This window comes from Streptomyces actinomycinicus, assembly GCF_016741775.1.
Classification (GTDB): domain Bacteria; phylum Actinomycetota; class Actinomycetes; order Streptomycetales; family Streptomycetaceae; genus Streptomyces; species Streptomyces actinomycinicus.
Genome location: NZ_JAERRK010000031.1, coordinates 28,396 through 54,653 on the forward strand (window position 1 = coordinate 28,396; position 26,258 = coordinate 54,653).

Genomic DNA, 26,258 nt, shown 5'->3' on the forward strand with positions numbered 1-26,258 from the left:
CTCAGGCCGGTGCGGGGGCCGGGGCGAGGCGGTTCAGGACGTCGAGGGCGAGGTTGCGGGCGAGGGACACCTTGTAGGCGTTGTCCCGCAGTGGCTCGGCGTGGGCGAGTTCGAGCGCCACGGCGCCTTCGAAGGCGTCGGGGCCGGCTGGGCCGCCGAGCAGGGCCAGCTCGGTGTGCCGGGCCCGCCAGGGGCGGTGGGCGAGCCCGCCGAAGGCTATTCCGACCTGGTCGACGATGCCGTCCGTGACCCGCAGGGCGACGGCCACGGAGGCGAGGGCGAAGGCGTACGAGGCCCGGTCGCGGGCCTTGCGGTAGGCGGACGGCACTCTGGCGGTGGCGGCCGGGAGCAGCACCCCGGTGATCAGCTCGCCGGGGCGGATCCAGGTGTCCCGGTCGGGGTGCTCGCCCGGCAGCCGGTGGAAGTCGGCCACCGGCATGCTCCGGGTGCCCTCGGTGCCGTACAGCTCGACCCTGGCGTCCAGGGCGGCGAGGGCGACGGCCATGTCGGAGGGGTGGGTGGCGATGCACTGCTCGGAGTGGCCGAGGACGGCGTGGTCGCGGTGGACGCCCGCCCGGGCGGCGCAGCCGGTGCCCGGCTCCCGTTTGTTGCAGGGTTTGTCCACGTCCTGGAAGTAGGGGCAGCGGGTGCGCTGGAGGAGGTTGCCGCCGGTGGTGGCGGCGTTGCGCAGTTGCGCGGAGGCGCCGGACAGCAGCGCCTGGGAGAGGGCCGGCCAGCGGTCGCGGACGCGCGGGTCGGCGGCGAGGTCGCTGTTGCGGACGGTCGCGCCGACCCGCAGGGAGCCGTCGGGCAGCTCCTCCAGGGCGTCCAGGGGCAGCCGGCCGATGTCGATCAGCAGGGCGGGGCGCTCCACGCCGAGTTTCATCAGGTCGACCAGGTTGGTGCCGCCGGCGAGGTAGCGGGCGCCGGGGTGGGCGGCGTACGCCTCGGCGGCCTCCTGGACGCTGCCGGGCCTGAGGTATCCGAAGCCGTTCACTCAGATCACGTCCTCGATCGCCTCGACGATGCGCGGGTAGGCGCCGCAGCGGCACAGGTTGCCGCTCATCCGCTCGCGGATCTCGGGCCGGTCCAGGGCCACGGGCCGGCCGGAGGGTGCCGCGGGGTCGGTGACGTGCGAGGGGTGGCCGGCCGCGGCCTCGGCGAGCATGCCCACGGCGGAGCAGAGCTGGCCCGGGGTGCAGTAGCCGCACTGGAAGGCGTCGCGGTCCAGGAAGGCCCGCTGGAGCGGGTGCGGCTCCTCGCCGTCCCCGCCGAGGCCCTCGACGGTGGTGATCTCGCTGCCGTCGAGGGTGACCGCGAGCAGCAGACAGCTGTTGAGGCGGCGCCCGTCGACCAGCACGGTGCAGGCACCGCACTGGCCGTGGTCGCAGCCCTTCTTGGACCCGGTGAGGTCCAGGTCCTCACGCAGCAGGTCCAGCAGGACGCGCCGGTGGTCGACGAGCAGGGTGTGGGGTTTGCCGTTGACCCGGAGGGTGACCTCGGAGTGCTGGCCGGGTTCGTGTGCGCTGGTCATGGCAGGGATGACCTTCCGGACGGGCGGTGCTGCCGTGCTGACCGCGTATCCAGGTCGGCACGGCTCACACGTCCGGGAGGTCATCCCCCGGGCTCACGGGTAGCGGACCAGGTTCGCGACGTTGGTCGTCGCGTTCGAGGGGCCTCCGGTGTTGTTGACGACGTGACTGATGGTGCCGGTGCCGCCGAGGGAGACGGTGACCATGCTGGTGAAGCGGACGTTCGGATTGTCCGGTGCCTCCAGGGCGCGGTCGGCGGTGACGCTCGGGTTGACGTTGAAGTAGCAGTAGCTGCCGAGGCCGTACGCCTGGTGGCTGGTGACCGAGTCGGCGACCTTGTAGGCGGCGTAGCCGCGGGTGGAGCCGTTCATCCAGGAGGACTGGCTGGGCGGGTCGTAGGGCATCTCGTTCTGGAAGAAGTAGGTACGGCCGCCGTTGCCGTTCCAGACGGTCTGGTACTTCTGGAAGTGCTCCACGAACAGCCCGTACATGGTCACGTCGTCCCCGTTGACCACGAGGCCGGTGTCCGCGGTGTTGCTGGTCCAGCCGACGCCGCTGCCGTGGTCGGCGCGCCAGATCCACATGTGGTCGCCGATGACGTTCTTGCTGTTGACGACGAGGCCGGTGGCCGCCTTGCCGACGCCGGCGCCGCCGACGCGGAAGTAGACGTCGTGCAGGGAGGTCGGGTCGGCCGCGTGGGAGGCGGTGGAGCCGGCCGGCCCGACCTCGACGAGGGTCTTCGAGCTGGTGGTGCCGGCGTCGAAGAGCACGCCCGCGACCTTGACGCCGTCGACGTCGGCGACGGTCATCGCGGTGACGCCGTTGTCCGGGACGAAGGTGGCGAGGCCGAGACCGAGGACGACCGTGTCGGGGCGGGTCACCTTCAGGGTCTGGTCCAGGTGGTAGACGCCGGGGGTGACGAGCAGGTTCTGCCCGGCCGCGAGGGCGGCGTTGATCTGGGCGGCGGTGGCACCCGGCTTGACGACGTAGAACCGGCTCAGCGGCAGCGAGGTGCCGGCCGGGGTGCCGTTCGCCCAGCTGGTGCCCGTGGAGTCGGTGCGGGTGCCCGGCACGAACACCTGGTACTTCCCGGAGCCGTCGATGTACAGGAACGGCTTCTCCCGGCTGACCGGGCTCTTCGCGACGGTGGTGTGCGGCGGGTTCGGGAAGCTGGTGGCAGGGACGCCCTGGCTGCCGACGAAGACCATGTTCCAGTTCGAGCCGGTCCAGCTGCCGAGCTGGGAGTTGCGGGTCAGCCACTGCTGCTGGCTGCCCGAGTTCACCTGTCCGTCGATCCTGCTGTCGGCGAGGTAGCCGCCGGAGGACCAGCCGCCGTCGTCGAGGGCGAGGTTGCCGCGCAGGTGCATGCGCCGGTACGCCGCCGCCTGCGAGACCGCCCAGCGGTCGCCGCCGTTCTTCGGGGTGACGGACAGGTTCTCGGCGCCGCGCCAGAAGTTCTGGGTGGCGTTGCCCTGGAACCAGTCGGCCTCCGCGTGCACCGCCCCGTTGACGTTGACGGCGTCCGGGGTCAGGCCGAGGCCGAGGACCTGGGTGTAGAAGCCGACGTTGACGTCGGCGTTGTAGGTGCCGGGCTTGAACAGCACGGCGTAGCGCTGGGAGCCGAACTGGTTGGTCTCCTGCTGCCTGAAGACCGAGTCCAGTCTGCTCTGGACGGTGGCGGAGGACATCGACGGGTCGAGCAGGAGCACGTTCGGGCCGAGGTCCGGGTCGTCGGGATTCTGGGACACCGGGGTCACCTGGAAGCGCTGGGCGGCGGTGCCGTTGCAGGTGTACTGCACGAACTGCACGCTGTCGGCCGTCGAGGCGCCGGGGTCGTCCAGGCACTTGCCGCTGCCCCGGTTGACGAAGTGGAAGGCACCGCCGCCCTCGTCGACGGGGAGCCACTGCTGGTTGGCGCCGCCGCCGTAGGTCCACAGGTGGACCGGGGCGTTGTCGGCCGTGGACACGTCGGCGACGTCGGCCACCTGGTCGGTGTCGTTGCGGCTGTTGATGCGGACGTAACCGCCGCCCGCGTCGGTGAAGCTCCACTGCTGGGCCGTGGTGCCGTTGCACGTGTACTGCTGCACGACGGTGCCGTTGGCGGTGGCGGCGCCCCTGGCGTCCAGGCACTTGCCGCTCGCGGCGTCGACAACGGTGGCGAGGCCCGTGGGCAGGACGGTGGCAGCGGTGGCGGCGGGCGCGGGGGCCGCCGTGAGCAGCGCGGCGGCGAGGGACAGCGCGGCGAGCGAGCCCGCGGCGGGGAGGGGTCTGGCCATGGACGCGGGTGGCCTTTCACGTGGGGGGTGGGCGCGGGCCCAACGGCCGGGGGATCGACGGCCGTTGGGCCCGCGAGGCTTTGTTTAAGGCGTGAAACTAAAGGTCCGGACCACTGGCGTCAAGAGGCGCGGGAGGAAAGCGGACGAGCCGGGGCACAGATGCGGCGGGCGGCCCTCACCCCGCCGCCGCGTCCGCCGGCACAGATGCGGCGGGCGGCCCTCACCCCGCCGCCGCGTCCGCCGGCACCGGCCCGGGTGCCGCGCCGTCCCGCTGGGCGAACTGGGTCCGGTGCAGCTCGGCGTACCGGCCGGCCGCCGCCAGGAGCTCCTCGTGCGTGCCCCTCTCCACGATCCGGCCGGCCTCCACGACCAGGATCTGGTCGGCGGCACGGACCGTGGACAGCCGGTGGGCGATCACCACGGCGGTACGGCCCGCCAGGGCCTCGGTCAGCGCCTCCTGGACGGCCGCCTCGGAGGTGTTGTCCAGGTGGGCGGTGGCCTCGTCCAGGATGACGACGCGCTGGCGGGCCAGCAGCAGCCGGGCGATGGTCATGCGCTGACGCTCGCCGCCGGAGAGCCGGTAGCCGCGCTCGCCGACGACCGTGTCCAGGCCGTCGGGCAGGGACCGCACGACCTCGGCGAGGCGGGCGCGGCCCAGGACGTCCCACAGCTCCTCGTCCGAGGCCTCGGGCCGGGCCAGCAGCAGGTTGGCGCGCACGGTGTCGTGGAACAGGTGGCCGTCCTGGGTGACCATGCCGAGGGTGGCCCGCAGGGACGCGGCGGTCAGCTCCCGGACGTCGACGCCGCCGATGCGCACCGCACCCTCGTCGACGTCGTACAGGCGCGGCAGGAGTTGCGCGATGGTCGACTTGCCGGCGCCGGAGGAGCCGACGAGGGCGACGGTCTGGCCGGGTTCGGCGCGGAAGGAGATGCCGTGCAGCACCTCGGTGCCTCCGCGGGTGTCGAGCGCGGCGACCTCCTCCAGGGAGGCGAGCGAGACCTGGTCGGCGGAGGGGTAGGCGAAGCGGACGCCGTCGAACTCCACGGCCACCGGACCCTCGGGGACCTCGCGGGCGTCCGGCTTCTGCTCGATGAGCGGCTTCAGGTCCAGCACCTCGAAGACCCGCTCGAAGCTGACGAGCGCGCTCATCACCTCGACCCGGGCGCCGGCGAGCGCGGTCAGCGGGGCGTACAGGCGGGTCAGCAGCAGGGCCAGGGCGACCACGGCACCGGGCTCCAGGCTGCCGCGCAGGGCGAACCAGCCGCCGAGGCCGTAGACGAGGGCCAGGGCGAGGGCGGAGACCAGGGTGAGGGAGGTGATGAAGACCGACTGGGCGGTGGCCGTGCGCACGCCGATGTCCCGCACCCGGGCGGCCCGTGCCGCGAACTCCGCGGACTCCTCCTCCGGCCGGCCGAACAGCTTGACCAGGGTGGCGCCGGGAGCGGAGAAGCGCTCGGTCATACGGGTGCCCATGGCCGCGTTCAGCGCCGCCGCCTCCCGCTGCATACCGGCCATCCGGCTGCCCATCCGTCGGGCGGGCAGCACGAACACCGGCAGCAGGACCAGTGCGAGCAGGGTGATCTGCCAGGACAGGGTGAGCATCACGGCGAGGGTGAGCAGCAGGGTGACCAGGTTGCTGACGACTCCGGAGAGGGTGTTGGCGAAGGCCCGCTGGGCGCCGATCACGTCGTTGTTGAGCCGGCTGACCAGCGCGCCCGTACGCGTACGTGTGAAGAACGCGACAGGCATGCGCTGCACATGATCGAACACAGCCGTTCTGAGGTCGAGGATGAGTCCCTCCCCGAGCGTCGCCGACAGGCGCCGGGCGAGGACGCCGAGCCCTGCCTCCACGAGGGCGACCAGCGCGATGAGCAGGGAGAGCCGGACCACTGCGCCGGTGTCGTGCCCCGCCACGATCGCGTCGACGACGCGGCCGGCGAGCACCGGGGTCGCCACGGCGAGCAGGGCCGTCACCACCCCGAGCAGCACGAACCGGAGGAGGCCGGAGCGGTGGGGGCGGGCGAAGGCGGCGATGCGGCGCAGCGTGGCGCGCGCGAAGGGGCGGTGCTCGGACTGCGCGTTCATGACGCTGTGCAGCTGCATCCATGCGGTGGTTTCCATGCTCATGCGACAGAACGTAGAACCTCAAGCTTCGTTGAGGTCAATGTCCGCGCCATTTCACCCGCACCGGCTTCGTCCGCACCGGCGCCACTCCGCCCGAAGGCCCCGATGACCTCACTCTGTAAGCCGCCGTCCCCGATTCCGTCACCTGCGGTTGGCGCGGCCCGGCGACCCTGTGCCGATGTGACCGCCGTCCCGCTCCCCCCGTTTCCCCGCGGACGCCTTCCCCGGCGACTCCCCCGTCGCGTCCCGGTCCGCCAGGTGCTCTGCCTGGTGCCGCTCGTGCTCGTGGCCGTGGCCGCCCTGCGGCACCGCTCGGTGCTCGCCGAGGGCTTCGGCCAGCTGCGCACCGCTTCCTGGCCCTGGCTGCTCGCCGCGGCCGGGGCCACCTGCCTGACCTGGGTGGCCGCCGCGTTCACCCGGCAGGGAGCGGTCGTGCAGCCACTGCCGAAGGCGCGGCTGCTGGCCACCCAGTTCGCCGCCGGTGCGGCCAACCATCTGCTGCCGACCGGTCTCGGCGCGGGCGCCGTGAACCTGCGCTTCATGACCGTGTGCGGGGTACCGCTCGCCCGTTCCTCGGCCGCGCTGGCCCTGTACCTGCTGGCCGAGTGCGTGGGCCGGCTCGGCCTGCTCGCGGCCCTGCTGATCGTCTTCCCGGACGCGCTGCGGCTCGGGCCCCTGCTGCCGGACGGCTCGGTGCTCCCGCTGCTGCTCGGCGCGGCCGGCCTGCTGGTCGCGGCGGTGGCCGTGGTGGCGCTCGTACGACGGCTGCGCACGCGCGTGGTCGCGTTCCTGCGGGACGCCCTCGGCGAGGCGCGGTCGGTGCACACCCGGCCGGCTCGCGCCCTGGCCCTGTGGGGCGGCTCGCTGGCCTTCCCGGCGCTCCAGGCGGCGGGGCTCGTCGCGGTCGGGCAGGCGCTGCGGCTGCCGGTGCCGCCCGCGCACATGGTGCTGGCCTACCTCGCCGCGACGGTGGCGGTGGCCCTGGTGCCCACGCCGGGCGGGCTGGGGTCCGTGGAGGCGGCGCTGATCGTGACGCTGGTCGCGGTGGGCGGCCCCGCCGCGGTGGCCACGGCGGTGGTCCTGGCGTACCGGATCATCACCGTGTGGGTGCCGCTCGTGCCGGGGGCGCTGACGCTGGGGGCGCTGGTGCGGCTGAAGGTCATCTGAGGCAGAGTGGGGCCTTCGAGCCGCCGCCCGAGAAGGAGCACGCACCGTGCCGGTCCGCGTGGAACGCCAGGAGTACGTCACCACGGTCGTCCTCTCCCGGCCGGAGGCCCGCAACGCGGTGGACGGCCCCACGGCCGCCGGTCTCGCCGCCGCGTTCCGGGCGTTCGAGGCGGACGACGACGCCCGCGTGGCGGTCCTGTGGGGCGAGGGCGGCACGTTCTGCGCGGGCGCGGACCTGAAGGCCATCGGCACGGAACGCGGCAACCGGGTGGCGGAGGACGGCGACGGACCGATGGGGCCGACGCGGATGCGGCTGTCCAAGCCGGTGATCGCGGCGGTGTCCGGGCACGCGGTCGCGGGCGGCCTCGAACTCGCCCTCTGGTGCGATCTGCGGGTCGCCGAGGAGGACGCGGTCTTCGGGGTGTTCTGCCGTCGCTGGGGCGTGCCCCTGATCGACGGCGGCACGGTACGGCTGCCCCGGCTGATCGGCGGCAGCCGGGCCATGGACATGATCCTCACCGGCCGCCCGGTCCCGGCCCCGGAGGCCTACGGGATGGGCCTCGTCAACCGTCTGGTGCCGAGCGGGCGCGCCCGTGCCGAGGCCGAGGCGCTCGCGGCGCAGATCGCCCGCTTCCCGCAGGCCTGCCTGCGCAGTGACCGTGCGTCGGTCCTCGACCAGGAGGGGCTCACGGAGGAGGCGGCACTGCTCGGTGAACTCCGGCACGGGGCGGGCGTGCTGGCCGCGAGCGCGGAGGGCGCCGCCCGCTTCGCCGCGGGCTCTGGACGCCACGGCTCGTTCACCGGCCTGTGAGCCGCTCGGGGCCCCCGCGGTGCCTTCGCCGCCGCTTCCCCCGGACCTCCGTGGCCGCGCGGGTCAGGTGGTGCTCACCCGGATCTCTCCGCCCTCGGGGTCGACATGGTCGTGCCAGCGGGCGGAGAGCGGGAGGGGGCGGTTGGGGAGGACCGTTGCGGGGCGCGGCCGCTCGCGGTGCAGCAGACGGCCGTCCTGGCGGACGTACAGGACCGGGCGGGTCAGCGGAGTGCCGGTGCGCAGGACGTGGCGGGTGGCCCGGGCCCCGGGTGTGACGCGGTTCGGGGCGATCCAGCGCAGCGGCGCCTCGACGGTGACGGGTACGCCGGGGCCGGGCCAGGGCGCGCCCGCCAGGAAGTCCAGGACGGCACGGGCCGCCCGGGCACCCTCGTGGGCCGCGGTGCCGGCGGGCTCCACGGCGTGCAGGAGGTTGCCGGCGGCGAAGACGCCGGGCCGCGAGGTGTGCAGGGAGCCGGCGACGGCGGGTCCGCGGGTGCCGGGGTCCAGGGTGAGGCCGCCGCGCCGGGCGAGTTCGTGGTCGGGGACGAAGTCGCCGGTGAACACCACGGTGTCGCAGGACAGCACGGCCGTACGGCCGTCCCGGTGGCGGACACGGACCCCGGACAGCCTGGCCCTGCCGAGCAGTTCGGTGACCGTGGTGCCGGTCAGCAGCGGGATGCCGTGGACCAGCCGGGCCGCCTGGGCTCTGGTGCGGCCGGTCTGGGCCCGCGGGTGCTCCGTGACCAGGGCGACGACCTCGGCGCCGGCGGCGCGGACGGTGCCGGCTGCGGCATAGGAGACGTCCTCCGCCCCGGCGACGACCACACGGGTGCCGATGTGCTGCCCGAACAGGTGGACCGCCTGCTGGAGTTCGCCGGTGGTGCAGACGCCGGCGGGGCGGGTGCCGGGCACCAGCCGGGCGGTGCGCGGGCGCTCGCGGGCACCGGTGGCGAGGACGACCGCACGGGCCTCGATCGTCTCCGGACCGCCGGGGCCGACGGCGGTGAGCACGGGCCCGGTGCCCCAGTCCAGCGCTGTCGTCCCGGTCCGCAGCGTGGCGCCCGCCCGTTCGGCGGCGTCCGTGAGCAGGGCGGCGTAGCCGGGACCGGTGAGCGGGCGGGTCCAGGTGCCGAAGCCGCCGTGCGCGCAGTGCCGGGGCACTCCGCCGGGCTGCGTCTCCCGCTCCAGCACCTCCACGCGTCCGGCACCGGCGGCGGCCAGCCGCGCGGCTGCGGCGAGCCCGGCGGGTCCGGCACCGACGACGAGGACGTCGGTGCGGCGCACTGTCGTCATGGCGTGTCCCCTCCGGTCTGCCCCCGCTCGAACAGCTCGCGCACGGCCGCCCCGCAGTAGAAGCCCTGGCAGCGGCCGGCCCGGGCGCGGGTTCGGCGGCGCAGGCCGTCCAGGGTGCGGGGCGGGACCGTACTGCGCAGGGCGTCGCGGATCTCCCCGCGGGAGACGCGCTCGCAGTGGCAGACCAGGGTGCCGTACGCGGGGTCGGCGGCGATGAGGTCGGGCCGTTGGTAGGGGCGTGGGAAGGCCTCGCCGAGGTTGGGCATGGTCAGCGGATCCAGGTCCGCCGCCGGGCCGAGGTCGAGGCCGGTGCCGGCGAGGAGTCGGGTGACGTGGGCGGCGATGGCCAGGGACGCGGTGAGGCCGGTGGAGCGGATGCCGCCGACGGTGACGTACGCCTGCCCGGGGTGAGCGGCGATCCGGTAGTCCTCGTGCTCGGTGGCCGCCCGCAGCCCGGCGTAGACGGCGGTGACGTCCTCGTCCAGCAGGGCGGGCAGGATGCGCCGGCCCTGCTCCCGCAGCGCGGCGAGTCCTTCGGCGGTGGAGCCGGTGGCCCGCTTGTCGTGCAGGTCCTCGGCGGTGGGGCCGAGCAGGACGTTGCCGTAGACGGTGGGGGCGACCAGCACGCCCTTGCCGAGGGCGGTCGGCACGGGCAGCAGGATGTGCCGCACGAGCGGGCGGGCGAGCTTGTCGTGAACGAGGAGCTGGCCGCGCCGCGGTGTCACGGTGAAGTCCCGGTGACCGAGGACGCGGTCCAGGGTGTCGGCGTGCAGTCCGGCCGCGTTGACGAGCCGGCGGGCGTGCAGGGTGCCGCGGCTCGTGCTCAGCCGGTGCCCGTCCGCCCGTGCCACGTGCCGCACCGCCGTGTTGAGATGCAGGTCGGCGCCGGCGCGGACCGCCTGGGTGGCGTAGGCCAGGGTGGTCGTCCAGGGGCAGATGATGCTCTCGCCGGGGATGTGCAGGGCGCCGCGCGCGCCGGCACCCAGGTGCGGTTCGCGGGCGTACAGTTCCGCGGTGCCCAGCAGGCGGGTCTCGGTGTACCCGTTGTGCCCGGCCTTCGCGGCCAGCCCGGGCAGCGCGGCGAGCTGTTCCTCGTCCCAGGCGACCAGCAGTGCTCCGACCCGTTCCACGGGGATGCCGGTCTCGGCGGCGTAGGCGCCGAGCAGTCGGTACCCCTCGCGGACCAGCCGGGCCTCCTGGGTGCCGGGGGTCGCGTCGAATCCGGTGTGCAGGATCGCGGTGTTGGCCTTGGAGGTGCCCTGGCCGACGTCGTCCTGGGCCTCGACGAGAGCCACGCTCAGCCGTGGGTGGCGGGCGAGTTCGCGGGCGATGGCGCAGCCGACCACGCCGGCGCCGACGATCGCCACGTCGTACGTCTGCTCCGGGAGCGGGCCGTCCGCCGTGACCGTCACGGGCCGAGGAGAGCCGTGACGGCGCTGCGGAAGCCGGCACGGCGCTCGGCGGCCAGGTCGGCCGGGATGCGGGGCTCGTACACGGCGGCGGGTGCCCAGTGGGGCAGGGCCGCTTCGACGCCCAGGCCGGGATCGGCGCCGAGGCGGGCCAGGGCGGCGGCGCCGAGCGCGGTGGCGTCGGGCAGCGCGGAGACCTCGACCGGGCGTTGCAGCAGGTCGGCCTGGGTCTGCATGAGGAGCGCGGAGCGGGTGAGGCCGCCGTCGACGCGGAGCGTGTCCAGGGGGGTGCCGAGGTCGGTGGCGGCGGCCTCGGCGAGTTCGGCGACCTGCGCGGCTATGCCCTCGCACAGCGCGCGCACCAGGTGTCCGGCGGTGGTGTCGAGGCCCAGTCCGGTGAGGGAGCCGCGCAGGTCGCCGCGCCACCAGGGGGCCGCGAGACCGGCGAGGGCCGGCACGAAGGTGACGCCGCCGCTGTCGGGGACGGCTCCGCCGACGGGATCGAAGTCGGCGGCGGAGGAGATGACGCCCAGGTCGGTGAGCCAGCGGACGGCTGAGGCGGCGGTGTATACCTGCCCGTCCAGGCAGTAGCCGGTGCGTCCGGCGAGCCGCCAGGCCACACAGCCGACCAGGCCAGAGGTGCTGCGCCGGGGACGGTCGCCGGAGTGAGCGAGCAGGAACGCACCCGTGCCGTAGGTGCACTTGGCGGCGCCGGGTCCGGTGACGCGCTGCGCGAACAGGGCGGCCTGCTGGTCGACGATCAGCCCGGTCACCGGGATCTCGCGGCCGAACGCCTTCGTCGTGCCGACGGGTTGGGCCGCGTCGGTCACCTCGGGGAGTCGCTCGCCGGCCAGTCCGTACAGGTCGAGGGCGCGCGGGGACCACTCGACGCGGTCCAGGTCCAGCAGCTGGGTACGGCCCGCGGTGGCGGCGTCGGTGACGAAGGCACCGGTGAGGCGGTGGACCAGCCAGGCGTCGGAGGTGGTGACGACTCCCTCGCCGGTGCGGTGACGGCGAATCCAGGCCATCTTGGGCGCGGCGAAGTACGGATCGAGGGGCAGCCCGGTCAGCTGCCTCAACTCCTCGGCGTGGTCGCCGAGTTCGGCGCAGACGGTCTCGGCGCGCCGGTCCTGCCAGACCAGGGCGTCGGTGAGCGGCCGTCCGGTGGCGGGGTCCCAGGCCAGGACGGTCTCGCCCTGGTTGGCCAGGCCGAGCGCGACGACCTCCGCACCGGCCTCGGCGAGCGCGCGGCCTCCGGCCTCGACCACCGAGCCGTACAGTGCGGCCGGGTCGACCTCGACCAGCCCACCGGGCAGGTACCGCGGCCTGACCTCGGCGAACCCGGTGCCGATGACGCCGCGTTCCGGGCAGACGACGAGTGCCTTGGTGCCGGACGTGCCCTGGTCGACGGCGAGCACCGGCCCCGTCATCGTGCGTCCTCCGCTCCGGACCTGAAGATCACCGCGCCAGCCTGCCGCCGCACCGGGCCCGGCGTCAAGGTCCTCCGGTGGTCGGCCAACTCGCGCCGCGGATGGTTGACTTGGCAACAATGGTACGTCGGTACCTCCACCTCTATAGTGTCCGCCGACCACACGCGAGATCTCCATGACCGCCCAGGGGAGGGCTGTTGCCACGTCACCCCGCCAGCACGCCCCTGCGCCCGTGGACCGGGGCGGGCGGCTGATGGCCAGAGACGGAGCCCGTCCCTCCTACGACCCCGCCGGTCCCGACCACGCGCTGCGCGCCGCCCTCCAGGACCTGCGTACCGGTCGCTGGATGGCCATGCGCACCCTGCTCGCGGACACCACGGACCGGGGGCAGTGGACCCAGCGCACCCAGGTGCTCGCGGCGGCCGCGGCCGGCACCGACGTGGTGCGGGCCTGGCTCGCCGAGGAACCGGGGAACGCGCACGCGACGGTGATGCACGCCCGGGTCGGCGTGGAACGGGCGCTGCGGGCCCGGCGCGAACGGCACCGCCGGACGCACGAGTTGTGGATCGAGGCGTGGGACGTCGCCCAGTCCGCCACGGCGGCCGCCCCGCACGATCCCGTGCCCTGGGTGTGCCTGCTGGCGCTCGCGCAGCTCGATCCGGAGCAGCGCTGGGAGGAGCACCGGGCGGCGGCGCCGGAGCCGATGCTGCCGCCGGGGCCCTGGGGGCTGCTGGCCGAGGCGGGCAAGCGGGACCCGTTCAACCGCGAGGCCCACCACCGGATGCTGCAGTTCCTCTACGCGCGTGGCGGTTCGGGCCGGCTGGCGGAGGCGGCCGGGTACGCGCAGTGGGCCGCCGGTCAGGCCCCGCCCGGGTCCGCGCTGCACCTGCTCCCGCTGTACGTCCGGGTGGAGCGCTACCGCCGGGAGAGCGGGCACGACGCGGCGCTGGACCTGCACTGGGTGGTGGAGGAGGCGGCCCGCGAGGCGCGGCGCGCCCTGCACTCGTGGTTCGCGCACACGCAGGGCGCCGAACGCTCCGTGCTGGACCTCAACCACCTGGCCCACGCCCTGTGGGGGTCGCTCCAGTTCCCCGACGCGGCCCGGGTCTTCGAGGCGATCGGCCCGTACTTCACACCGCCGCCCTGGATGTACCGCACCCCGGACCGGGACCGCGCTGTGGCGGTCTTCGTCCAGGCCCGGGAACGCTGCCGGGCAGCCGGGGAGGGCTCACATACCTGACCGTCCCGGCCCCGGCCCGGAATTCCCCCGCCCGCAGCCACCCGACCGGCCCTCCGCGCCACCCCCGCACGACCGCCACCCCGGACCACCCTGTGCGACACCCTGCGCACCGCCTGGTTCCACCCGCACGCCCCCCGGCACCACCCGCACCCCGCACGGCCCTCCGCACCACCCCTGAACGTGCCCGTTCGACAACCCGTTGATCCCGGAGGTCTCCACGTGTCCCCCACCCCCGATCCCTCGATCGCCCCCGCGCCGGGGATGCCGCAGCAGGACGAGGAGCAGCGTCTGCGCGAACTCGGTTACCGGCCGGTGCTGGCCCGCCGCATGGGCGGGTTCGGCAACTTCGCGATCAGCTTCTCGGTGATCTCGATCCTGTCCGGCTGCATGACCCTGTACGGCTTCGGCCTGAACACCGGCGGTCCCGCCGTGATGCTGTGGGGCTGGGCGGGCGTCGGCCTGTTCGTGCTGTGCGTCGGTCTCGCGCTCGCCGAGGTCACCAGCGCCTACCCGACGTCCGGTGCCCTGTACTACATGGCCGACCGGCTCGGTGGCCGGCGCTGGGGCTGGTACACGGGCTGGCTGAACCTGCTCGGTCTGCTCGGCGCTATCGCCGGCATCGACTACGGCGCGGCCCTGTTCACCGGCGCGTTCGCCAACCTCCAGTGGGGCTTCGAGCCGACGCCCGGCAAGACCATGCTGATCTTCTGCGCGATCCTGCTGCTGCACGCGGTGCTGAACCTGTTCGGGGTCCGCCTGGTCAGCGTGCTCAACTCGATCAGCGTGTGGTGGCACCTGGCGGGCGTCGCGCTGATCGTCGGCGCGCTGGCGATCGTCCCCGACCACCACCAGTCGCCGTCCTTCGTGTTCACCGAGTTCGTCAACGAGACCGGCTGGGACAATCCGCTGTACGTGGCGGCGATCGGCCTGCTCCTCGCGCAGTACACCTTCTCCGGCTACGACGCCTCGGCCCACCTGTCCGAGGAGACCTCGCACGCCTCGGTGGCCGCCTCCCGCGGCATCGTCCGCGCCATCTGGGTGTCCTGGCTCGCCGGCTTCGTGCTGCTGGCCGGCCTGACCTTCGCCATCCAGGACTACGACGCCACGCGCACCACAGGCACCAACGTACCGCCCGCCCAGATCCTGCTCGACGGTCTCGGCACCGACGCCGCGAGCGCGCTGCTGCTCGTCGTGATCACCGCTCAGCTGTTCTGCGGGAACGCCGAGGTCGCCGCCGCCAGCCGGATGGTGTTCGCGTTCAGCCGGGACGGGGCGCTGCCCGGCTCGCACCTGTGGCGCAAGGTGAGCGGCCGTACCCAGACCCCGGTCGCCGCCGTCTGGCTGTCCGTCGTGGTGGCCTGTGTCCTCGCCCTGCCGTCGCTGTACTCGGCGACGGCGTACAACGCGGTGACCGCCATCAACGTCATCGGCATCACGCCCGCCTACGCCATCCCCGTGTACCTGCGGCTGCGCGCGGGTGACCGGTTCCAGCCGGGACCGTGGCAACTGGGCCGCTGGAGCAAGCCGATCGGCTGGATCGCGGTCGTGTGGGTGGCCTGCGTGACGGTCCTGTTCTGCCTGCCGCAGGCGTCACCGGTCACCGTCGACACCATGAACTACGCGTCGGTGGCACTCGCCGTGGTCCTGGTCCTCGCCAGCGTCTGGTGGTACGTCGCCCGCCGGTCGTACGGAACTCCCACCACCGCGGCCTACGGCAGCGACCGCGACCAGGCCGAATTCGCCGAGGGCATCGTCTGAGCCGTCCGCGGAACGCCGGTCCCGGTACGAACTGGAGTGCCGGATACGGCAGGATGAACGAGCGCGCCGGTCGCCGGAGTTCCGGGGCCGGCGCGGTCGCACATCCCGGACATCGAGCAGGTGGCAACGTGACGAGACTTCACAACTGGCTCTCCGCGGCAGTTCCGCACCCCGGAGGTGACCGGTGAACCGCGCCCTGACCCTGGACGACCTGGTCCTCGCCGGTATCGCCCTGGCGGCGGGCCTGGTCCTCGCCCTCATGTCGCGCACCCTGCTGCGCTGGCTGGCCAAGCACGCCAAGCGGACCCGCTGGAGCGGCGACGACGTCATCGTGGACGCACTGCGCTCGGTCGTCCCCTGGGCGGCGATCGCGGGCGGCGCGTCGGCGGCAGCGGCCGTGCTGCCGCTCACCCGGTCCGTCCAGCACCACGTCAACCAGGTGCTCCAGGTCTGGCTGATCGTCGTGGTGACGTTCTCCGCGGCCCGGGTCGTCGCCGGCCTGGTCCGCACGGTCACCCAGTCCCGCTCGGGCGTCGCGGGCTCGGCGACCATCTTCGTCAACATCACCCGCGTCCTGGTCCTGGCGATCGGCTTCCTGGTCGTCCTGCAGACCCTCGGCATCTCCATAGCGCCGCTGCTCACCGCCCTGGGCGTCGGCGGTCTGGCCGTGGCCCTCGCCCTGCAGGACACGCTCGCCAACCTCTTCGCGGGCGTCCACATCCTCGCCTCCAAGACGGTCCAGCCGGGCGACTACATCCGGCTGAGCAGCGGTGAGGAGGGCTATGTCGTCGACATCAACTGGCGCCAGACGACGGTCCGTCAGCTCTCCAACAACCTGGTGGTCATCCCCAACGGCCAGCTCGCCAAGGCAAACATGACCAACTACACGCGGCCCGAGCAGGAGCTGACCGTGCTGGTGCAGGTCGGCGTGAGCTACGACTCGGACCTGGAGCACGTCGAGCGGGTGACCGCGGACGTGGTCACGGACGTCATGACGGACGTCACCGGCGCCGTCCCTGAGCACGAGCCGGCCATCCGTTTCCACACCTTCGGCGACTCCCGGATCGGCTTCACGGTGATCCTCGGCGTGGGCGAGTTCAGCGACCAGTACCGGATCAAGCACGAGTTCATCAAGCGCCTGCACCGCCGCTACCGCGAGGAGGGCATCCGCATCCCGGCCCCCACCCGCACGGTGGCCCTGCAGCAGGGCTCGGTGGTGATCCCGCATCAGCGCAGCGGTGAGGACGTGGCGCCGGAACCCACCCGGGCCGACTAGCGCCGGCCGCTGCCGGGCAGTGCTCTGGGCCCGGCTCCGGCTCACCCGTCACGGACCCTCGACGGCCTCGTCCGGCTGGACCACGCACAGGGCCCAGATGATGAAGCCGGACAACGCGATCATCACGACCGACCACACCGGGTAGTACGGCAGGGAGAGGAAGTTGGCGATGATGACTAGTGCGGCGATGCCCACACCGGCGACGCGAGCCCACATCGCCAGCGAGAACAGGCCGCAGCCGACGATCACGGCGATCACGCCCAGGACCAGGTGGATCCAGCCCCAGCTGGTGAGGTCGAACTTGAAGACGTAGTTGGGCGTCGTGACGAAGACGTCGTCGTGGGCGATCGCCATGATGCCCCGGAACACGCCGAGGATCCCGGCGACGAGCAGCATCACGCCGGCGAAGGCCGTCAGGCCGCCCGTCCACTGCTGTTGGGCGGAGCTGGGGTGGGTGGAGTGTGTCGCGGACATACGAGAGCCTCGATTCACGGGTCGGAGGGCACGGCTCAGCTGCCGGTGGCGCTGTGCAGGTCGGAACGATCGGCCGGCCCGGTCTCAGCGAGGACCAGGGCCTTCGCCCTGCGGAACTCGTCGTCGGTGATGTCACCGCGGGAGCGCATGTCGGACAGCTTGGCGAGTTCCTCGGCGCTGCTGGGCCTGGCCGGGCCGCTGACCGCGGTCTGCCTGATGTAGGAGTCGAACGCCTCCTGGCGGGCACGCGCCTCCGCCACCTCCCGCTTCCCCATGCCCTTCCCGCGGGCGATCAGGTAGACGAAGACGCCCAGGAAGGGCAGCACGACGACGAAGAGCGTCCAGCCGGCCTTGGCCCAGCCGCTCAGGTCGTCGTCGCGGAAGATGTCGACGATGATCCGGAACAGCAGGACGAACCACAGGATCCACAGGAAGAAGACCAGCATGCTCCAGAACACGCTCAGCAGCGGGTAGTCGTACGCGAGGTAGGTCTGCGCGCTCATCTCTCTCCTCCGTCCGGGTACCGGCCCGCCGGATTCGGCGAGCCGGACTCTGCCCCAGTCACCATGCGCACGCCGGAGGCGGGTCGTCCTCACCCGGTGCGGGTGAGCCTGCGCCCGGGTCAGACCGTGGGACCCGGTCCGCGGGACTGCGGACCGCTCCCGCGCAGCGCGGCCCGCCAGGCGAAGGCGACGCCCAGCTCGACCAGCCCGAGCAGCACCAGCCACAGACCCAGCAGCCGGGTCAGGACCCGGGCCGACTCGGTGGGCAGCGCCAGTACGACGATCCCGGCGACGATGCCGAGCAGCGCGGCGCCCAGGACCACGGCGCGGTGCGGCAGGTCCCCGGCCGCCAGGGCCGTGTACAGCGTGAGGAGGCCGGACACCAGCCACGTCAGCCCCACGATCAGGGACAGCGCGGCGACCGTCTGCACCGGGTTGCGCAGGCACAGCACGCCGGCCAGGACGTAGAGCACGGCGATGAGCAGTGCGGGCAGCCGTTCGCCGTGGCTCTCCCGCGCGAACGCGGTGACGAACCGGAGCGCGCCGGCGAGCAGCAGGTAGAGGCCGACGAGGACCGCGAGGACGTGCAGGGTCTCGTCCGGCCAGACGAGGATCAGCAGGCCCGCCGCCAGGGTCACGAGCGCCGACCCCAGGATCCAGGTCCAGGAGCGTGCGATCGCGGTCACGGTCCCCACGGGGCCGGGGGCCGCCCCGCCGGTCGGGTACGACGGTCCGGCCTGCGGCGCCTGTCCACGCGGCTCGGTCATGGCTCCTCCTCGCGTGAGGGGACCAGACCGCTCGCGGACCGCCGGCGGGGCGGCACGCGACCCCTCGTCACGACACCCTCCCAGCACGGTCGAGGCGCCGGATCACCCGCCGCGGGTGATGCCCGCGCCCGGCGCGGCCGGTGGGGCGGCACCGGCTACTCGGGCGGTCACTCCGGGAGCTGCCGCAGCTCCACGACCCGTAGGCCAAGGGACTGGCAGCGGTTGAGCAGCCCGTACAGGTGCGCCTCGTCGATGACGGGGCCGAACAGCACCGTCTGTCCGGACATGATCACGTGCTCCAGCTCCGGGAACGCCTCGGTCAGCGTCTCCGACATGTGTCCGTCGACACGGATCTCGTAGCGCATCGGCCGTTCTCCCGCCGCGGGCCTGCTGCGGTCTCGCTCGCGATACTGCTCCGGCCCGCCGCCCGGGGCCTCACCCGGCGCAGGTGATCCGGCACCCGGCATCAGTGCGACACGACCGCTTTGAACGAGATGATCGCCAGACCGAGCAGCGCATTGACCGCGGCGCTGCCCGCCACTACCCGGGCCGGGGCCCCCGCCTGCCGTGCCCCGACCGCGGACCAGCCCACCTGGCCGGCCACGGCCACCGCGACCGCCAGCCAGCCGGCGCCCACGACGCCCAGTCCGAGCAGCGGACTGACGGCGACGGCGAGGGCCGGCGGAACGGCCGCCTCGACGATCGGCCACTCCTCGCGGCACACCCGCAGGACGGCCGACGGGTCCGGTCGCCGCTCGGCGAGGTGGGCCCCGAACAGCTTGGCGTGAACGTGCCCGATCCAGAAGACGAGGGAGGTGAGCAACAGCAGGAGCACCAGCTCGAGGCGGGGGTGCTCACCCAGGCCGGACGCGCCGACCACCACCGACGCGGCGAGCATCGAGCCGTACACGGCGCCCGTGTAGTCGGCGTGGGCGCGACGCTCGGTCCGGCGCTCCCGGGCCCTGGCCCGACCGCTCGCAGGCATCGTCGCGCCTTCCGCGTCACTCGCCGTGCGGCATCGGCCGGGCCGGCCGGCGCGCCGTCCCCGGCCGGTCGCGGAGCGTCGGCCCGGCCGGCAGGCCGGGGGTGACGAGGAAGCTCGCCACGGTGATCCCGCCGGTCGCCAGGATCGCCGCCTTCAGGCCGTCGAGCTGTGCCGACGCGTACGAGTCCGTGAGGGCGTCGACCTCGGCCGGCGGCAGTCCTGCGCTTCGTGCCGCGGAGCGCACCTGGTCGGTCGGCACGAAGCTGATCCCGGCTTGCAGCGCCACCCCGGTCTGCTTCCGGGCCTGGTCCGAGATGCGCGGGTCGTCCTCCACCTGAGCGGTGAACGCATGCGCCAGCGCGCCGATGAGTATCGAGCCGATGAGCGCGGTACCCAGCGCCGAGCCCAGGTTCTGCGCCGTGTACTGCAGGCCGCCGGCCTCGCTGCGCTCCTCGTCGCCCACGCTGGACTGGACGACGTTGCCCAGTTGGGAGGCGAGCAGCCCCATGCCGATGCCGAGCACCGCCATGGCCCCGGCGAACTGGGCGTCGTCGATGGCCGGGTCGATGGTGGCCAGCAGCCACACGACGGCTCCGGTCAGCGCCACCAGGGCCAGGCGGACGACCCGGCGCGGCCCGAGTCTGCGGCCCGCTCCGGCGGCGGTCAGGGAGGTGAGCAGCATGGTGACGGACACCGGCAGCAGCCGCAGGCCCGTCTGGAAGGCGTCGAACCCCTGCACCACCTGGAGGTAGAGCGGGATGGTGAAGAACAGTCCCAGGAGGATCATGTTCTGGCTCAGCAGGGTGAGCAGTCCGGACCGCAGGGGTGGCAGGGCGAACAGGGACATGTGCACGAGGGGGTCGGCGCCCGCCTCCTCGCGTCTGCGGTCCCAGTGGCCGAAGAGGGCCAGGACTGCCAGCCCGGCACCGACGACGAACAGGGTGGGCGCGAAGCCGAGGACGGTGAAGGGCGGGTTGCGCGGTTGCACCCAGCCCCAGGTGCTGCTCTGGAGCACCCCGAGCACGCCCAGGCCCAGCCCGGCGGCCGAGAGCACCGCGCCGACCGTGTCCAGCCGGGGCGGCGGTCCGGTCCGCGCGGGCTCTCTGATCACCCGGTGGCAGCAGAGGATGACGACGACGGCCACGACCTCGCCGGCGAAGACGAGCCGCCAGGTCAGGTAGGCCGTGACCCAGCCGCCCAGCAGCGGACCGACCGCGATGCCCGCTCCGGCCAGCCCGCCGATGACACCGTAGGCGACCGCCCGGTCCCTGCCCTGGTACATCTCGGCGACCAGGGCCGCCATGGCGGGCAGCACCATCGCGGCGCCGAGTCCCTCGATGGCGGACCAGCCCAGCGCGAGCATCCACAGCGTGGGCGCCAGGGCGGTCACGGCCGAACCGGCTCCGTAGACCACCAGGCCGGTCAGGAACAGACGGCGGCGGCCGTGGATGTCGCCGAGCCGGCCCCCGATGATCATGAATGCCGCCATGACCAGCGCGTACAGCGTGATGACGGCCTGGATGGCGGTGACCTCGGTGTGGAAGTCCTCGACCAGTTGGCTGATGGAGACGTTCATGACGGAGGTGTCCAGCACCATGAGGAACTGAGCCGCCCCGAGCACCGCCAGTGCCCGCCAGTGCCCCATGGTGCTCACCTCGCCGAGTTCGCCGGGCGCCCGCACGGTCCGCCGGCGGCCGGGCCTGCGCCACCTCCATGGCAGCGCCGGAGCCCGGTGCCCGCCTCACCCGTCACGGGCGAGCCGTCCGGACGGAGGTCAGGGCAGTCCGTGCTCGCGGGACCGGAGCAGTCCGTGGTCGCGGGCCCGGCGCACCGCCTCGGCGCGCCCGTTCACGCCGAGTTTGCGGTAGATGCTCTTGAGGTGTGTCTTCACCGTGTTGACCGAGACGTACAGGTCGGCGGCGATCTCCTCCGTGGTCATCATGTCGGCCAGGCCGGCCACGACGTCGCGCTCGCGGCCGCTCAGTTCCTCCACGACCGGCGGCGAGGGGTCCGCGGCCGTGCTCGGGGGGCCGCCGCGCCGGGAGTCCGGGCTGAGCCAGTCGGCGGCCAGGCCCTGCAGGAAGGGCGTGCGCAGGAGGTGTCCGATGCCGGGCCCGGCTTCCAGGAAGGGCGACCGCAGCCGCTCGCGCCGGGCCTCCACCAGGGCACGGGCGAGCAGTCTGCGGGCCTCGGCGACGTCCCCCGCCTCCTGGGCGGCCCGGGCACGCACCAGCGCGGCACGGACGGTCGCCCGCGGGCCGCAGCGGGTCCCGGTCCGCATGTGGTCGAGCAGTTCGATCGCCGCCTCCCGGTTCCCGGCGGCGAGCCGGGCCCAGGCCAGCTCCGCCGCGCACGCGGGCTCTTCCGCGCAGGTGACGGCGCCGAGCACCTGCGCGGCGCTGTCCGGGCGGCCTTCGGCGAGACGGGCCGCGGATCCGGCGAGCGCCGCCTGGGTCCGCGCCCATGGAGAGGCCACCACGGCCGGCAGGGCCGGTTCGGCGGCCGCCGCGGCGGCGCGCGGATCGCCCCGCGCCAGCAGCAGCCGTGCCGTCACGAGGGACCGGCCGGCGGCCGTCACCGGGTCGCCGGGCGCCCCGGAAGCGGCCGCCTCGTCGAGGAGTGCCTGGGCCCGCCCGAGTTCGCCGCGGTCGACGGCCACGGCCGCCAGCACCAGCCGGCCCAGCTCCGCGCCGGCCGAGCGACGGCCGCCCACACCGTACTTCTCCGTTTCGCCCAGGGCCGCCAGCGCTGTGCGCTCCGCCCGGCAGAGCCGGCCGTCCAGGTAGTCGATCAGCGCCAGCTGGCCGAGGGAGTCCTCCCGCGGCGGCGCGGTCAGGACGCCGCTCGGACATGCGGTGACCTGGGACAGAGCGGCGCGGGCGTCGTCGAAACGGCCGGCCCACAGCCGTGCCGCCCCCAGGTGGGTCAGCATCAGGGCGGTCAGTTCGGGGTGTTTCTCCAGCAACTCTGCCGAGACCTTGCCCAGCGGTTCCCCGGCCGCTGCCACGGCCCGCTCGGCCATGCCCGGCGCACCGGACAGCCGGGCCGCCAGGGACTCCAGCAGCAGACAGCTCAGCCGGACCGCGGCGGGGGGCGGCTGCGCGGCCAGCCGGTCCTCTGCCCGGCGCAGGTGGAACAGGCCGCGTTCCACGTCCCGCTCGGCCAGGTCGCGGGCGGAGCGCACCAGGTCCGCCGCCGGGCCGGTGGCCTCGGGCCCCATCGGTGCGAACAGCCCGGCGAGGTCGCTCGCGCGCAGACCGGTGAAGAGCCGGCCGATCGCCAGGTCGTCGACGAGAGCCCGGGCGGTGAAGTCCCAGTCCCCGGCGGCGGCGCCGTGGGCCAGCGCCTCGGGCAGGCAGCCGGAGGCGTGCAGCCACCGTGCGGCGCAGCGGTGGAGTTCCGGTTCTAGCCCCGGCGAACGGATCCGCAGATGGGCCCGGAGGATCTCCCGGAACAGCGGGTGCAGCCGGTACCAGGAGTGCCCGAGGTCCTCCACGAACGCGTTCTGGCCGTGCAGTGCGGCGAGGAGCGGTTCGGCACCGCCGCGGCCGGTCAGCTCAGCCGCCAGGCCGGGACAGAACCGCTCGACGACGCTCACGCGCAGCAGGAGGTCCTGCGAGCGGGCGGGCTGGCGTTTCAGGACCTCGGCGAGGAGGAAGTCCGCGATCGTGCTCCGGCCCGCCTCGAAGTCCTTCAGGTACGCCTCGGGGTCGGGGCTCTGCTGGGCGGCCAGCGCGCACAGGCGCAGCCCGGCGGCCCAGCCCCGGGTGCGTTCCACCAGGGCACGGACGGCCTCCGTGGGCAGCCGCAGTCCGTGCAGCTCCAGCAGTGCCGCGGTCTCGTCGGCGGTGAAGGCCAGCTCGGCGTCCCGGATCTCGGTCATGATCCCGGCCGCCCGGTAGCGGTGCAGCGGCAGCAGCGGTTCGGTGCGGGCGACGAGGATCAGGTGCAGACCCTGTCCTGCGTGGTGCAGGACGAACTCCAGCTGCTCGGTGATCCGCGCGGAGGCCACCCGGTCGAACTCGTCCAGCACGAGGAGGACGGGCCGCTCACGCCCGTTCAGTTCGCCGGCGAGACGGGCCAGCAGCCTGCGGTCCACGCTTCGGGGGTCGCCGGGGCAGCCGACCGCGGGCGAGAGCGGTACGCCGGCGGAACGCAGGGCTTGGAGCACATGGGCCCAGAACATTCCGCAGCCCTGGTCCCCGGACTCGGCCGTGAACCAGGCGACCGGTTGTCCGAGCCGGGCGGCCCAGTCCGCGACCAGCAGCGTCTTGCCCGCACCGGCGCAGCCGTCGACCAGGGTCAGCCGGGTCGAGAGGGCCTGGTCGAGGTGCGCGGCGAGCCGAGGGCGGAGCAGGAAGGTGGCCGGTCTGGCCGGCAGCGCGAATCTGGTCCGCAGGAAGGGTTCTCCCCGGGGGTCCAGGTCCATGACGGCCGGCTCCCGCGTGCTTCCGGGCTTCTCTGCCACAGGGTCACCACCACCCTGTCCATCGGCTCGGTGGAAGGATTCCACTCGTACGTGGAAGGGACTCCACTCGCTCAGGATCCCAGTCTTCCGGGCCCGGCGCAGTCCGCACGGGACGGGCCGGCCCGGCCGAAGGTCCCGCGCCGTGCCCCGGATCACCGCACCCGGCTCCACCGGTCCGGCGTGCGGGAGCGGGCGGCATGACGGACGGCACGTTTTCCGGCCAGGACCCCTGTCGAGCAGACCCCGGTCACGAGATATCTTGATGTCGAGCAATGTTGCAGACGTGGAGCGGAGCACCCGGTGACTGACTCGACCATCATCTACACCTACACAGACGAGGCCCCGGCCCTGGCGACGCATTCGTTCCTGCCGGTGATCCAGGCGTACGCCTCGCAGGCCGGTGTGCCCGTGACGACCCGGGACATCTCGCTGGCCGGGCGCATCATCGCCGTCTTCCCGGAGTACCTGAACGAGGACCAGCGCATCCCGGACGCGCTGACCGAGCTGGGCGAGCTGGCCAAGACCCCCGCGGCCAACATCATCAAGCTGCCGAACATCTCGGCGTCCATCCCGCAGCTGAAGGCCGCCGTCGCCGAGCTGCAGGCCAAGGGCTACGCGCTGCCGGACTACCCGGACGACCCGAAGACCGACGAGGAGCGCGAGATCCGCGCCCGCTACGACAAGGTCAAGGGCTCCGCCGTCAACCCGGTGCTGCGCGAGGGCAACTCCGACCGCCGGGCCCCGGCGTCGGTGAAGAACTACGCCAAGACCCACCCGCACCGCATGGGCGCCTGGACCTCCGAGTCCAAGACCGACGTGGCGACCATGGGTGAGAACGACTTCCGCTCCACCGAGAAGTCCGTGGTGATCTCCGAGGCCGGCAAGCTGAAGATCGAGCTGGTCGCCGAGGACGGCACCACCACCGTGCTGAAGGAGTCGGTACCGGTCCTCGCGGGCGAGGTCGTCGACGCCTCCGTCATGCACGTCGCCGAGCTGGAGCAGTTCCTCGCCGCGCAGGTCGCCCGGGCCAAGCAGGAGGGCGTCCTGTTCTCCGTGCACCTGAAGGCCACGATGATGAAGGTCTCCGACCCGATCATCTTCGGTCACGTGGTGCGCGCCTTCTTCCCGAAGACGTTCGCGAAGTACGGCCAGACGCTCAAGGCGGCCGGCCTCACCCCGAACGACGGCCTCGGCGGCATCCTCAAGGGCCTGGAGGGCCTGCCCGAGGGCGCCGAGATCAAGGCCTCCTTCGACGCCGAGATCGCCGAGGGCCCGGCCCTCGCCATGGTCGACTCCGACAAGGGCATCACCAACCTGCACGTCCCGTCGGACGTCATCATCGACGCCTCGATGCCGGCGATGATCCGCACCTCCGGCCACATGTGGGGCCCGGACGGCCAGGAGCACGACGCCCTCGCGGTGATCCCGGACTCCTCCTACGCCGGTGTCTACCAGGCCGTCATCGACGACTGCCGGGCCAACGGCGCCTACGACCCGTCGACCATGGGCTCCGTCCCGAACGTCGGCCTCATGGCGCAGAAGGCCGAGGAGTACGGCTCCCACGACAAGACCTTCGAGCTGGCCACGGCCGGCACCGTCCGGGTGGTCGACGCCGCGGGCAACGTGCTGATCGAGCAGCCGGTCGCCGCCGGTGACATCTTCCGCGCCTGCCAGACCAAGGACGACCCGATCCGCGACTGGGTCAAGCTGGCCGTCACCCGCGCCCGCGCCACCGGCGACCCGGCGGTGTTCTGGCTGGACGAGAACCGCGCCCACGACGCGCAGCTCATCGCCAAGGTCCGGCAGTACCTGCCGGAGCACGACACCGAGGGCCTGGACATCAGGATCCTGTCCCCGGTCGAGGCCACCAAGCTGTCGGTGGAGCGCATCCGCCGCGGCGAGAACACCATCTCGGTGACCGGCAACGTGCTGCGTGACTACCTCACCGACCTGTTCCCCATCCTGGAGCTGGGCACCAGCGCCAAGATGCTGTCGGTCGTCCCGCTGATGGCGGGCGGCGGCCTGTTCGAGACGGGCGCCGGCGGCTCCGCGCCGAAGCACGTCCAGCAGCTGGTCAAGGAGAACTACCTGCGCTGGGACTCCCTCGGTGAGTTCTTCGCGCTCGTCCCGTCCTTCGAGCAGTACGCGGCGGCCACCGGCAACACCCGCGCCAAGGTCCTCGCCGACACCCTGGACCGCGCCACGGCGACCTTCCTCAACGAGGACAAGTCCCCGACCCGCCGTGTCGGCGGCATCGACAACCGCGGCAGCCACTTCTACCTGTCCCTGTACTGGGCGCAGGAGCTGGCGGGGCAGACCGACGACGCCGACCTGGCGAAGGCGTTCGCGCCGTTCGCCGAGACGCTCGCCGCGAACGAGCAGAAGATCGTGGACGAGCTGATCGCCGTCCAGGGCAAGCCGGCCGACATCGGCGGCTACTACCAGGTCGACAAGGCCAAGGCGGACGCGGTCATGCGCCCGTCGGCCACCTGGAACGAGGTCCTCGGCTCCCTGAGCTGACGCCCGCGGCCCCGACGGTCCCCGCGACCCGACGGTCCCCGACGACTCCGCCCCGGTCGGCACTGCCCGGCCGGGGCGCGGTCGTTCCCGCCGTGCCGCTCGTGCGGTGCCGGGCGGGAGCCCCGTCGTCAGTGCCGTATGACACCTGTCGGTGCGGTACGACGCCTTGTCAGTGCCGTATGCCACCTTGTCAGCGCGGTATGACACCTTGATCGCGTACGCCG

The 26,258-nt window shown here is 73.4% G+C and carries 20 protein-coding genes; 6 read left to right on the forward strand and 14 right to left on the reverse strand.

Annotated elements, in window-relative coordinates:
* Position 1: 1 nt before the first annotated feature.
* From JK359_RS36225 to JK359_RS36240, 4 genes are all read right to left on the reverse strand, one after another.
* Positions 2-997 (reverse strand): FAD binding domain-containing protein, encoded by a 996-nt coding sequence (locus JK359_RS36225; RefSeq protein ID WP_201843876.1) that lies wholly within the window; start codon positions 995-997, stop codon positions 2-4.
* Complete coding sequence (locus JK359_RS36230) at positions 998-1,534, reverse strand: 2Fe-2S iron-sulfur cluster-binding protein (RefSeq protein WP_201843877.1); 537 nt, start codon at positions 1,532-1,534, stop codon at positions 998-1,000.
* A gap of 93 nt (positions 1,535-1,627) precedes the next feature.
* Positions 1,628-3,808: an RICIN domain-containing protein gene (locus JK359_RS36235; RefSeq protein ID WP_201843878.1), complete on the reverse strand. Its 2,181-nt coding sequence runs from the start codon at positions 3,806-3,808 to the stop codon at positions 1,628-1,630.
* A 220-nt stretch (positions 3,809-4,028) separates the two neighbouring features.
* The gene (locus tag JK359_RS36240) at positions 4,029-5,936 is read right to left on the reverse strand and encodes an ABC transporter ATP-binding protein (RefSeq protein WP_201843879.1); all 1,908 of its coding nucleotides are present in this window, start codon (positions 5,934-5,936) and stop codon (positions 4,029-4,031) included.
* A 177-nt stretch (positions 5,937-6,113) separates the two neighbouring features.
* On the opposite strand from JK359_RS36240, the gene JK359_RS36245 reads away from it, so the two are divergent.
* Together JK359_RS36245 and JK359_RS36250 are read left to right on the forward strand one after the other, a co-directional pair.
* Positions 6,114-7,100: a lysylphosphatidylglycerol synthase transmembrane domain-containing protein gene (locus JK359_RS36245; protein ID WP_372445525.1), complete on the forward strand. Its 987-nt coding sequence runs from the start codon at positions 6,114-6,116 to the stop codon at positions 7,098-7,100.
* Positions 7,101-7,146: 46 nt separating this feature from the next.
* Entirely contained in the window at positions 7,147-7,911 is a 765-nt protein-coding gene (locus JK359_RS36250; RefSeq protein ID WP_201843881.1) for a crotonase/enoyl-CoA hydratase family protein, read from the forward strand.
* Between the two features lie 63 nt (positions 7,912-7,974).
* Here JK359_RS36250 and JK359_RS36255 read toward each other — a convergent pair whose 3' ends face one another.
* The 3 genes from JK359_RS36255 to JK359_RS36265 are packed head-to-tail and all read right to left on the reverse strand — an operon-like array spanning position 7,975 to position 12,043.
* Positions 7,975-9,204, reverse strand: coding sequence for an NAD(P)/FAD-dependent oxidoreductase (locus tag JK359_RS36255; RefSeq protein WP_201843882.1), 1,230 nt, complete (start codon positions 9,202-9,204; stop codon positions 7,975-7,977).
* Positions 9,201-10,616, reverse strand: a complete 1,416-nt coding sequence (locus JK359_RS36260; protein ID WP_201843883.1) for an NAD(P)/FAD-dependent oxidoreductase — start codon at positions 10,614-10,616, stop codon at positions 9,201-9,203. The genes JK359_RS36255 and JK359_RS36260 overlap by 4 nt, the downstream gene beginning before the upstream one ends.
* On the reverse strand, positions 10,613-12,043 hold the full coding sequence (locus JK359_RS36265; protein WP_201843884.1) for an FGGY family carbohydrate kinase: 1,431 nt from the start codon (positions 12,041-12,043) through the stop codon (positions 10,613-10,615). The genes JK359_RS36260 and JK359_RS36265 overlap by 4 nt, the downstream gene beginning before the upstream one ends.
* A gap of 253 nt (positions 12,044-12,296) precedes the next feature.
* On the opposite strand from JK359_RS36265, the gene JK359_RS36270 reads away from it, so the two are divergent.
* The 3 genes from JK359_RS36270 to JK359_RS36280 all read left to right on the forward strand — a co-directional run bounded on the left by JK359_RS36270 (position 12,297) and on the right by JK359_RS36280 (position 16,317).
* Positions 12,297-13,283: a hypothetical protein gene (locus JK359_RS36270; RefSeq protein WP_201843885.1), complete on the forward strand. Its 987-nt coding sequence runs from the start codon at positions 12,297-12,299 to the stop codon at positions 13,281-13,283.
* Positions 13,284-13,544: 261 nt separating this feature from the next.
* Positions 13,545-15,041, forward strand: coding sequence for an amino acid permease (locus JK359_RS36275; RefSeq protein ID WP_201843916.1), 1,497 nt, complete (start codon positions 13,545-13,547; stop codon positions 15,039-15,041).
* 184 nt (positions 15,042-15,225) lie between these two features.
* The gene (locus JK359_RS36280; protein ID WP_201843886.1) at positions 15,226-16,317 is read left to right on the forward strand and encodes a mechanosensitive ion channel family protein; all 1,092 of its coding nucleotides are present in this window, start codon (positions 15,226-15,228) and stop codon (positions 16,315-16,317) included.
* 48 nt (positions 16,318-16,365) lie between these two features.
* Here JK359_RS36280 and JK359_RS36285 read toward each other — a convergent pair whose 3' ends face one another.
* The 7 genes from JK359_RS36285 to JK359_RS36315 form a co-directional block, all read right to left on the reverse strand.
* Complete coding sequence (locus JK359_RS36285; RefSeq protein WP_201843887.1) at positions 16,366-16,791, reverse strand: DUF7144 family membrane protein; 426 nt, start codon at positions 16,789-16,791, stop codon at positions 16,366-16,368.
* Between the two features lie 35 nt (positions 16,792-16,826).
* A complete protein-coding gene (locus JK359_RS36290; RefSeq protein WP_201843888.1) occupies positions 16,827-17,294 on the reverse strand; it encodes an SHOCT domain-containing protein in 468 nt (155 codons plus the stop codon).
* 119 nt (positions 17,295-17,413) lie between these two features.
* Complete coding sequence (locus JK359_RS36295; protein WP_201843889.1) at positions 17,414-18,061, reverse strand: HdeD family acid-resistance protein; 648 nt, start codon at positions 18,059-18,061, stop codon at positions 17,414-17,416.
* Between the two features lie 167 nt (positions 18,062-18,228).
* On the reverse strand, positions 18,229-18,426 hold the full coding sequence (locus JK359_RS36300) for a DUF8691 family protein (RefSeq protein WP_201843890.1): 198 nt from the start codon (positions 18,424-18,426) through the stop codon (positions 18,229-18,231).
* 101 nt (positions 18,427-18,527) lie between these two features.
* Entirely contained in the window at positions 18,528-19,046 is a 519-nt protein-coding gene (locus JK359_RS36305) for a hypothetical protein (RefSeq protein ID WP_201843891.1), read from the reverse strand.
* Between the two features lie 16 nt (positions 19,047-19,062).
* On the reverse strand, positions 19,063-20,691 hold the full coding sequence (locus JK359_RS36310) for an MFS transporter (RefSeq protein WP_201843892.1): 1,629 nt from the start codon (positions 20,689-20,691) through the stop codon (positions 19,063-19,065).
* A gap of 129 nt (positions 20,692-20,820) precedes the next feature.
* Complete coding sequence (locus JK359_RS36315) at positions 20,821-23,475, reverse strand: winged helix-turn-helix domain-containing protein (protein ID WP_201843917.1); 2,655 nt, start codon at positions 23,473-23,475, stop codon at positions 20,821-20,823.
* 339 nt (positions 23,476-23,814) lie between these two features.
* Between JK359_RS36315 and JK359_RS36320 the strand changes: the two genes are divergently transcribed.
* Entirely contained in the window at positions 23,815-26,034 is a 2,220-nt protein-coding gene (locus JK359_RS36320; RefSeq protein ID WP_201843893.1) for an NADP-dependent isocitrate dehydrogenase, read from the forward strand.
* The last annotated feature ends 224 nt before the right edge of the window (positions 26,035-26,258 follow it).

What these genes read in the sequence shown, in the direction of transcription:
- JK359_RS36230 (WP_201843877.1), bottom strand. Translation starts at nt 1,534, where the DNA reads ATGACCAGCGCACACGAACCCGGCCAGCACTCCGAGGTCACCCTCCGG.
- JK359_RS36235 (WP_201843878.1), bottom strand. Translation starts at nt 3,808, where the DNA reads ATGGCCAGACCCCTCCCCGCCGCGGGCTCGCTCGCCGCGCTGTCCCTC.
- JK359_RS36240 (WP_201843879.1), bottom strand. Translation starts at nt 5,936, where the DNA reads ATGAGCATGGAAACCACCGCATGGATGCAGCTGCACAGCGTCATGAAC.
- JK359_RS36255 (WP_201843882.1), bottom strand. Translation starts at nt 9,204, where the DNA reads ATGACGACAGTGCGCCGCACCGACGTCCTCGTCGTCGGTGCCGGACCC.
- JK359_RS36265 (WP_201843884.1), bottom strand. Translation starts at nt 12,043, where the DNA reads ATGACGGGGCCGGTGCTCGCCGTCGACCAGGGCACGTCCGGCACCAAG.
- JK359_RS36270 (WP_201843885.1), top strand. Translation starts at nt 12,297, where the DNA reads ATGGCCAGAGACGGAGCCCGTCCCTCCTACGACCCCGCCGGTCCCGAC.
- JK359_RS36275 (WP_201843916.1), top strand. Translation starts at nt 13,545, where the DNA reads ATGCCGCAGCAGGACGAGGAGCAGCGTCTGCGCGAACTCGGTTACCGG.
- JK359_RS36285 (WP_201843887.1), bottom strand. Translation starts at nt 16,791, where the DNA reads ATGTCCGCGACACACTCCACCCACCCCAGCTCCGCCCAACAGCAGTGG.
- JK359_RS36290 (WP_201843888.1), bottom strand. Translation starts at nt 17,294, where the DNA reads ATGAGCGCGCAGACCTACCTCGCGTACGACTACCCGCTGCTGAGCGTG.
- JK359_RS36295 (WP_201843889.1), bottom strand. Translation starts at nt 18,061, where the DNA reads ATGACCGAGCCGCGTGGACAGGCGCCGCAGGCCGGACCGTCGTACCCG.
- JK359_RS36300 (WP_201843890.1), bottom strand. Translation starts at nt 18,426, where the DNA reads ATGCGCTACGAGATCCGTGTCGACGGACACATGTCGGAGACGCTGACC.
- JK359_RS36305 (WP_201843891.1), bottom strand. Translation starts at nt 19,046, where the DNA reads ATGCCTGCGAGCGGTCGGGCCAGGGCCCGGGAGCGCCGGACCGAGCGT.
- JK359_RS36310 (WP_201843892.1), bottom strand. Translation starts at nt 20,691, where the DNA reads ATGGGGCACTGGCGGGCACTGGCGGTGCTCGGGGCGGCTCAGTTCCTC.
- JK359_RS36315 (WP_201843917.1), bottom strand. Translation starts at nt 23,475, where the DNA reads ATGGACCTGGACCCCCGGGGAGAACCCTTCCTGCGGACCAGATTCGCG.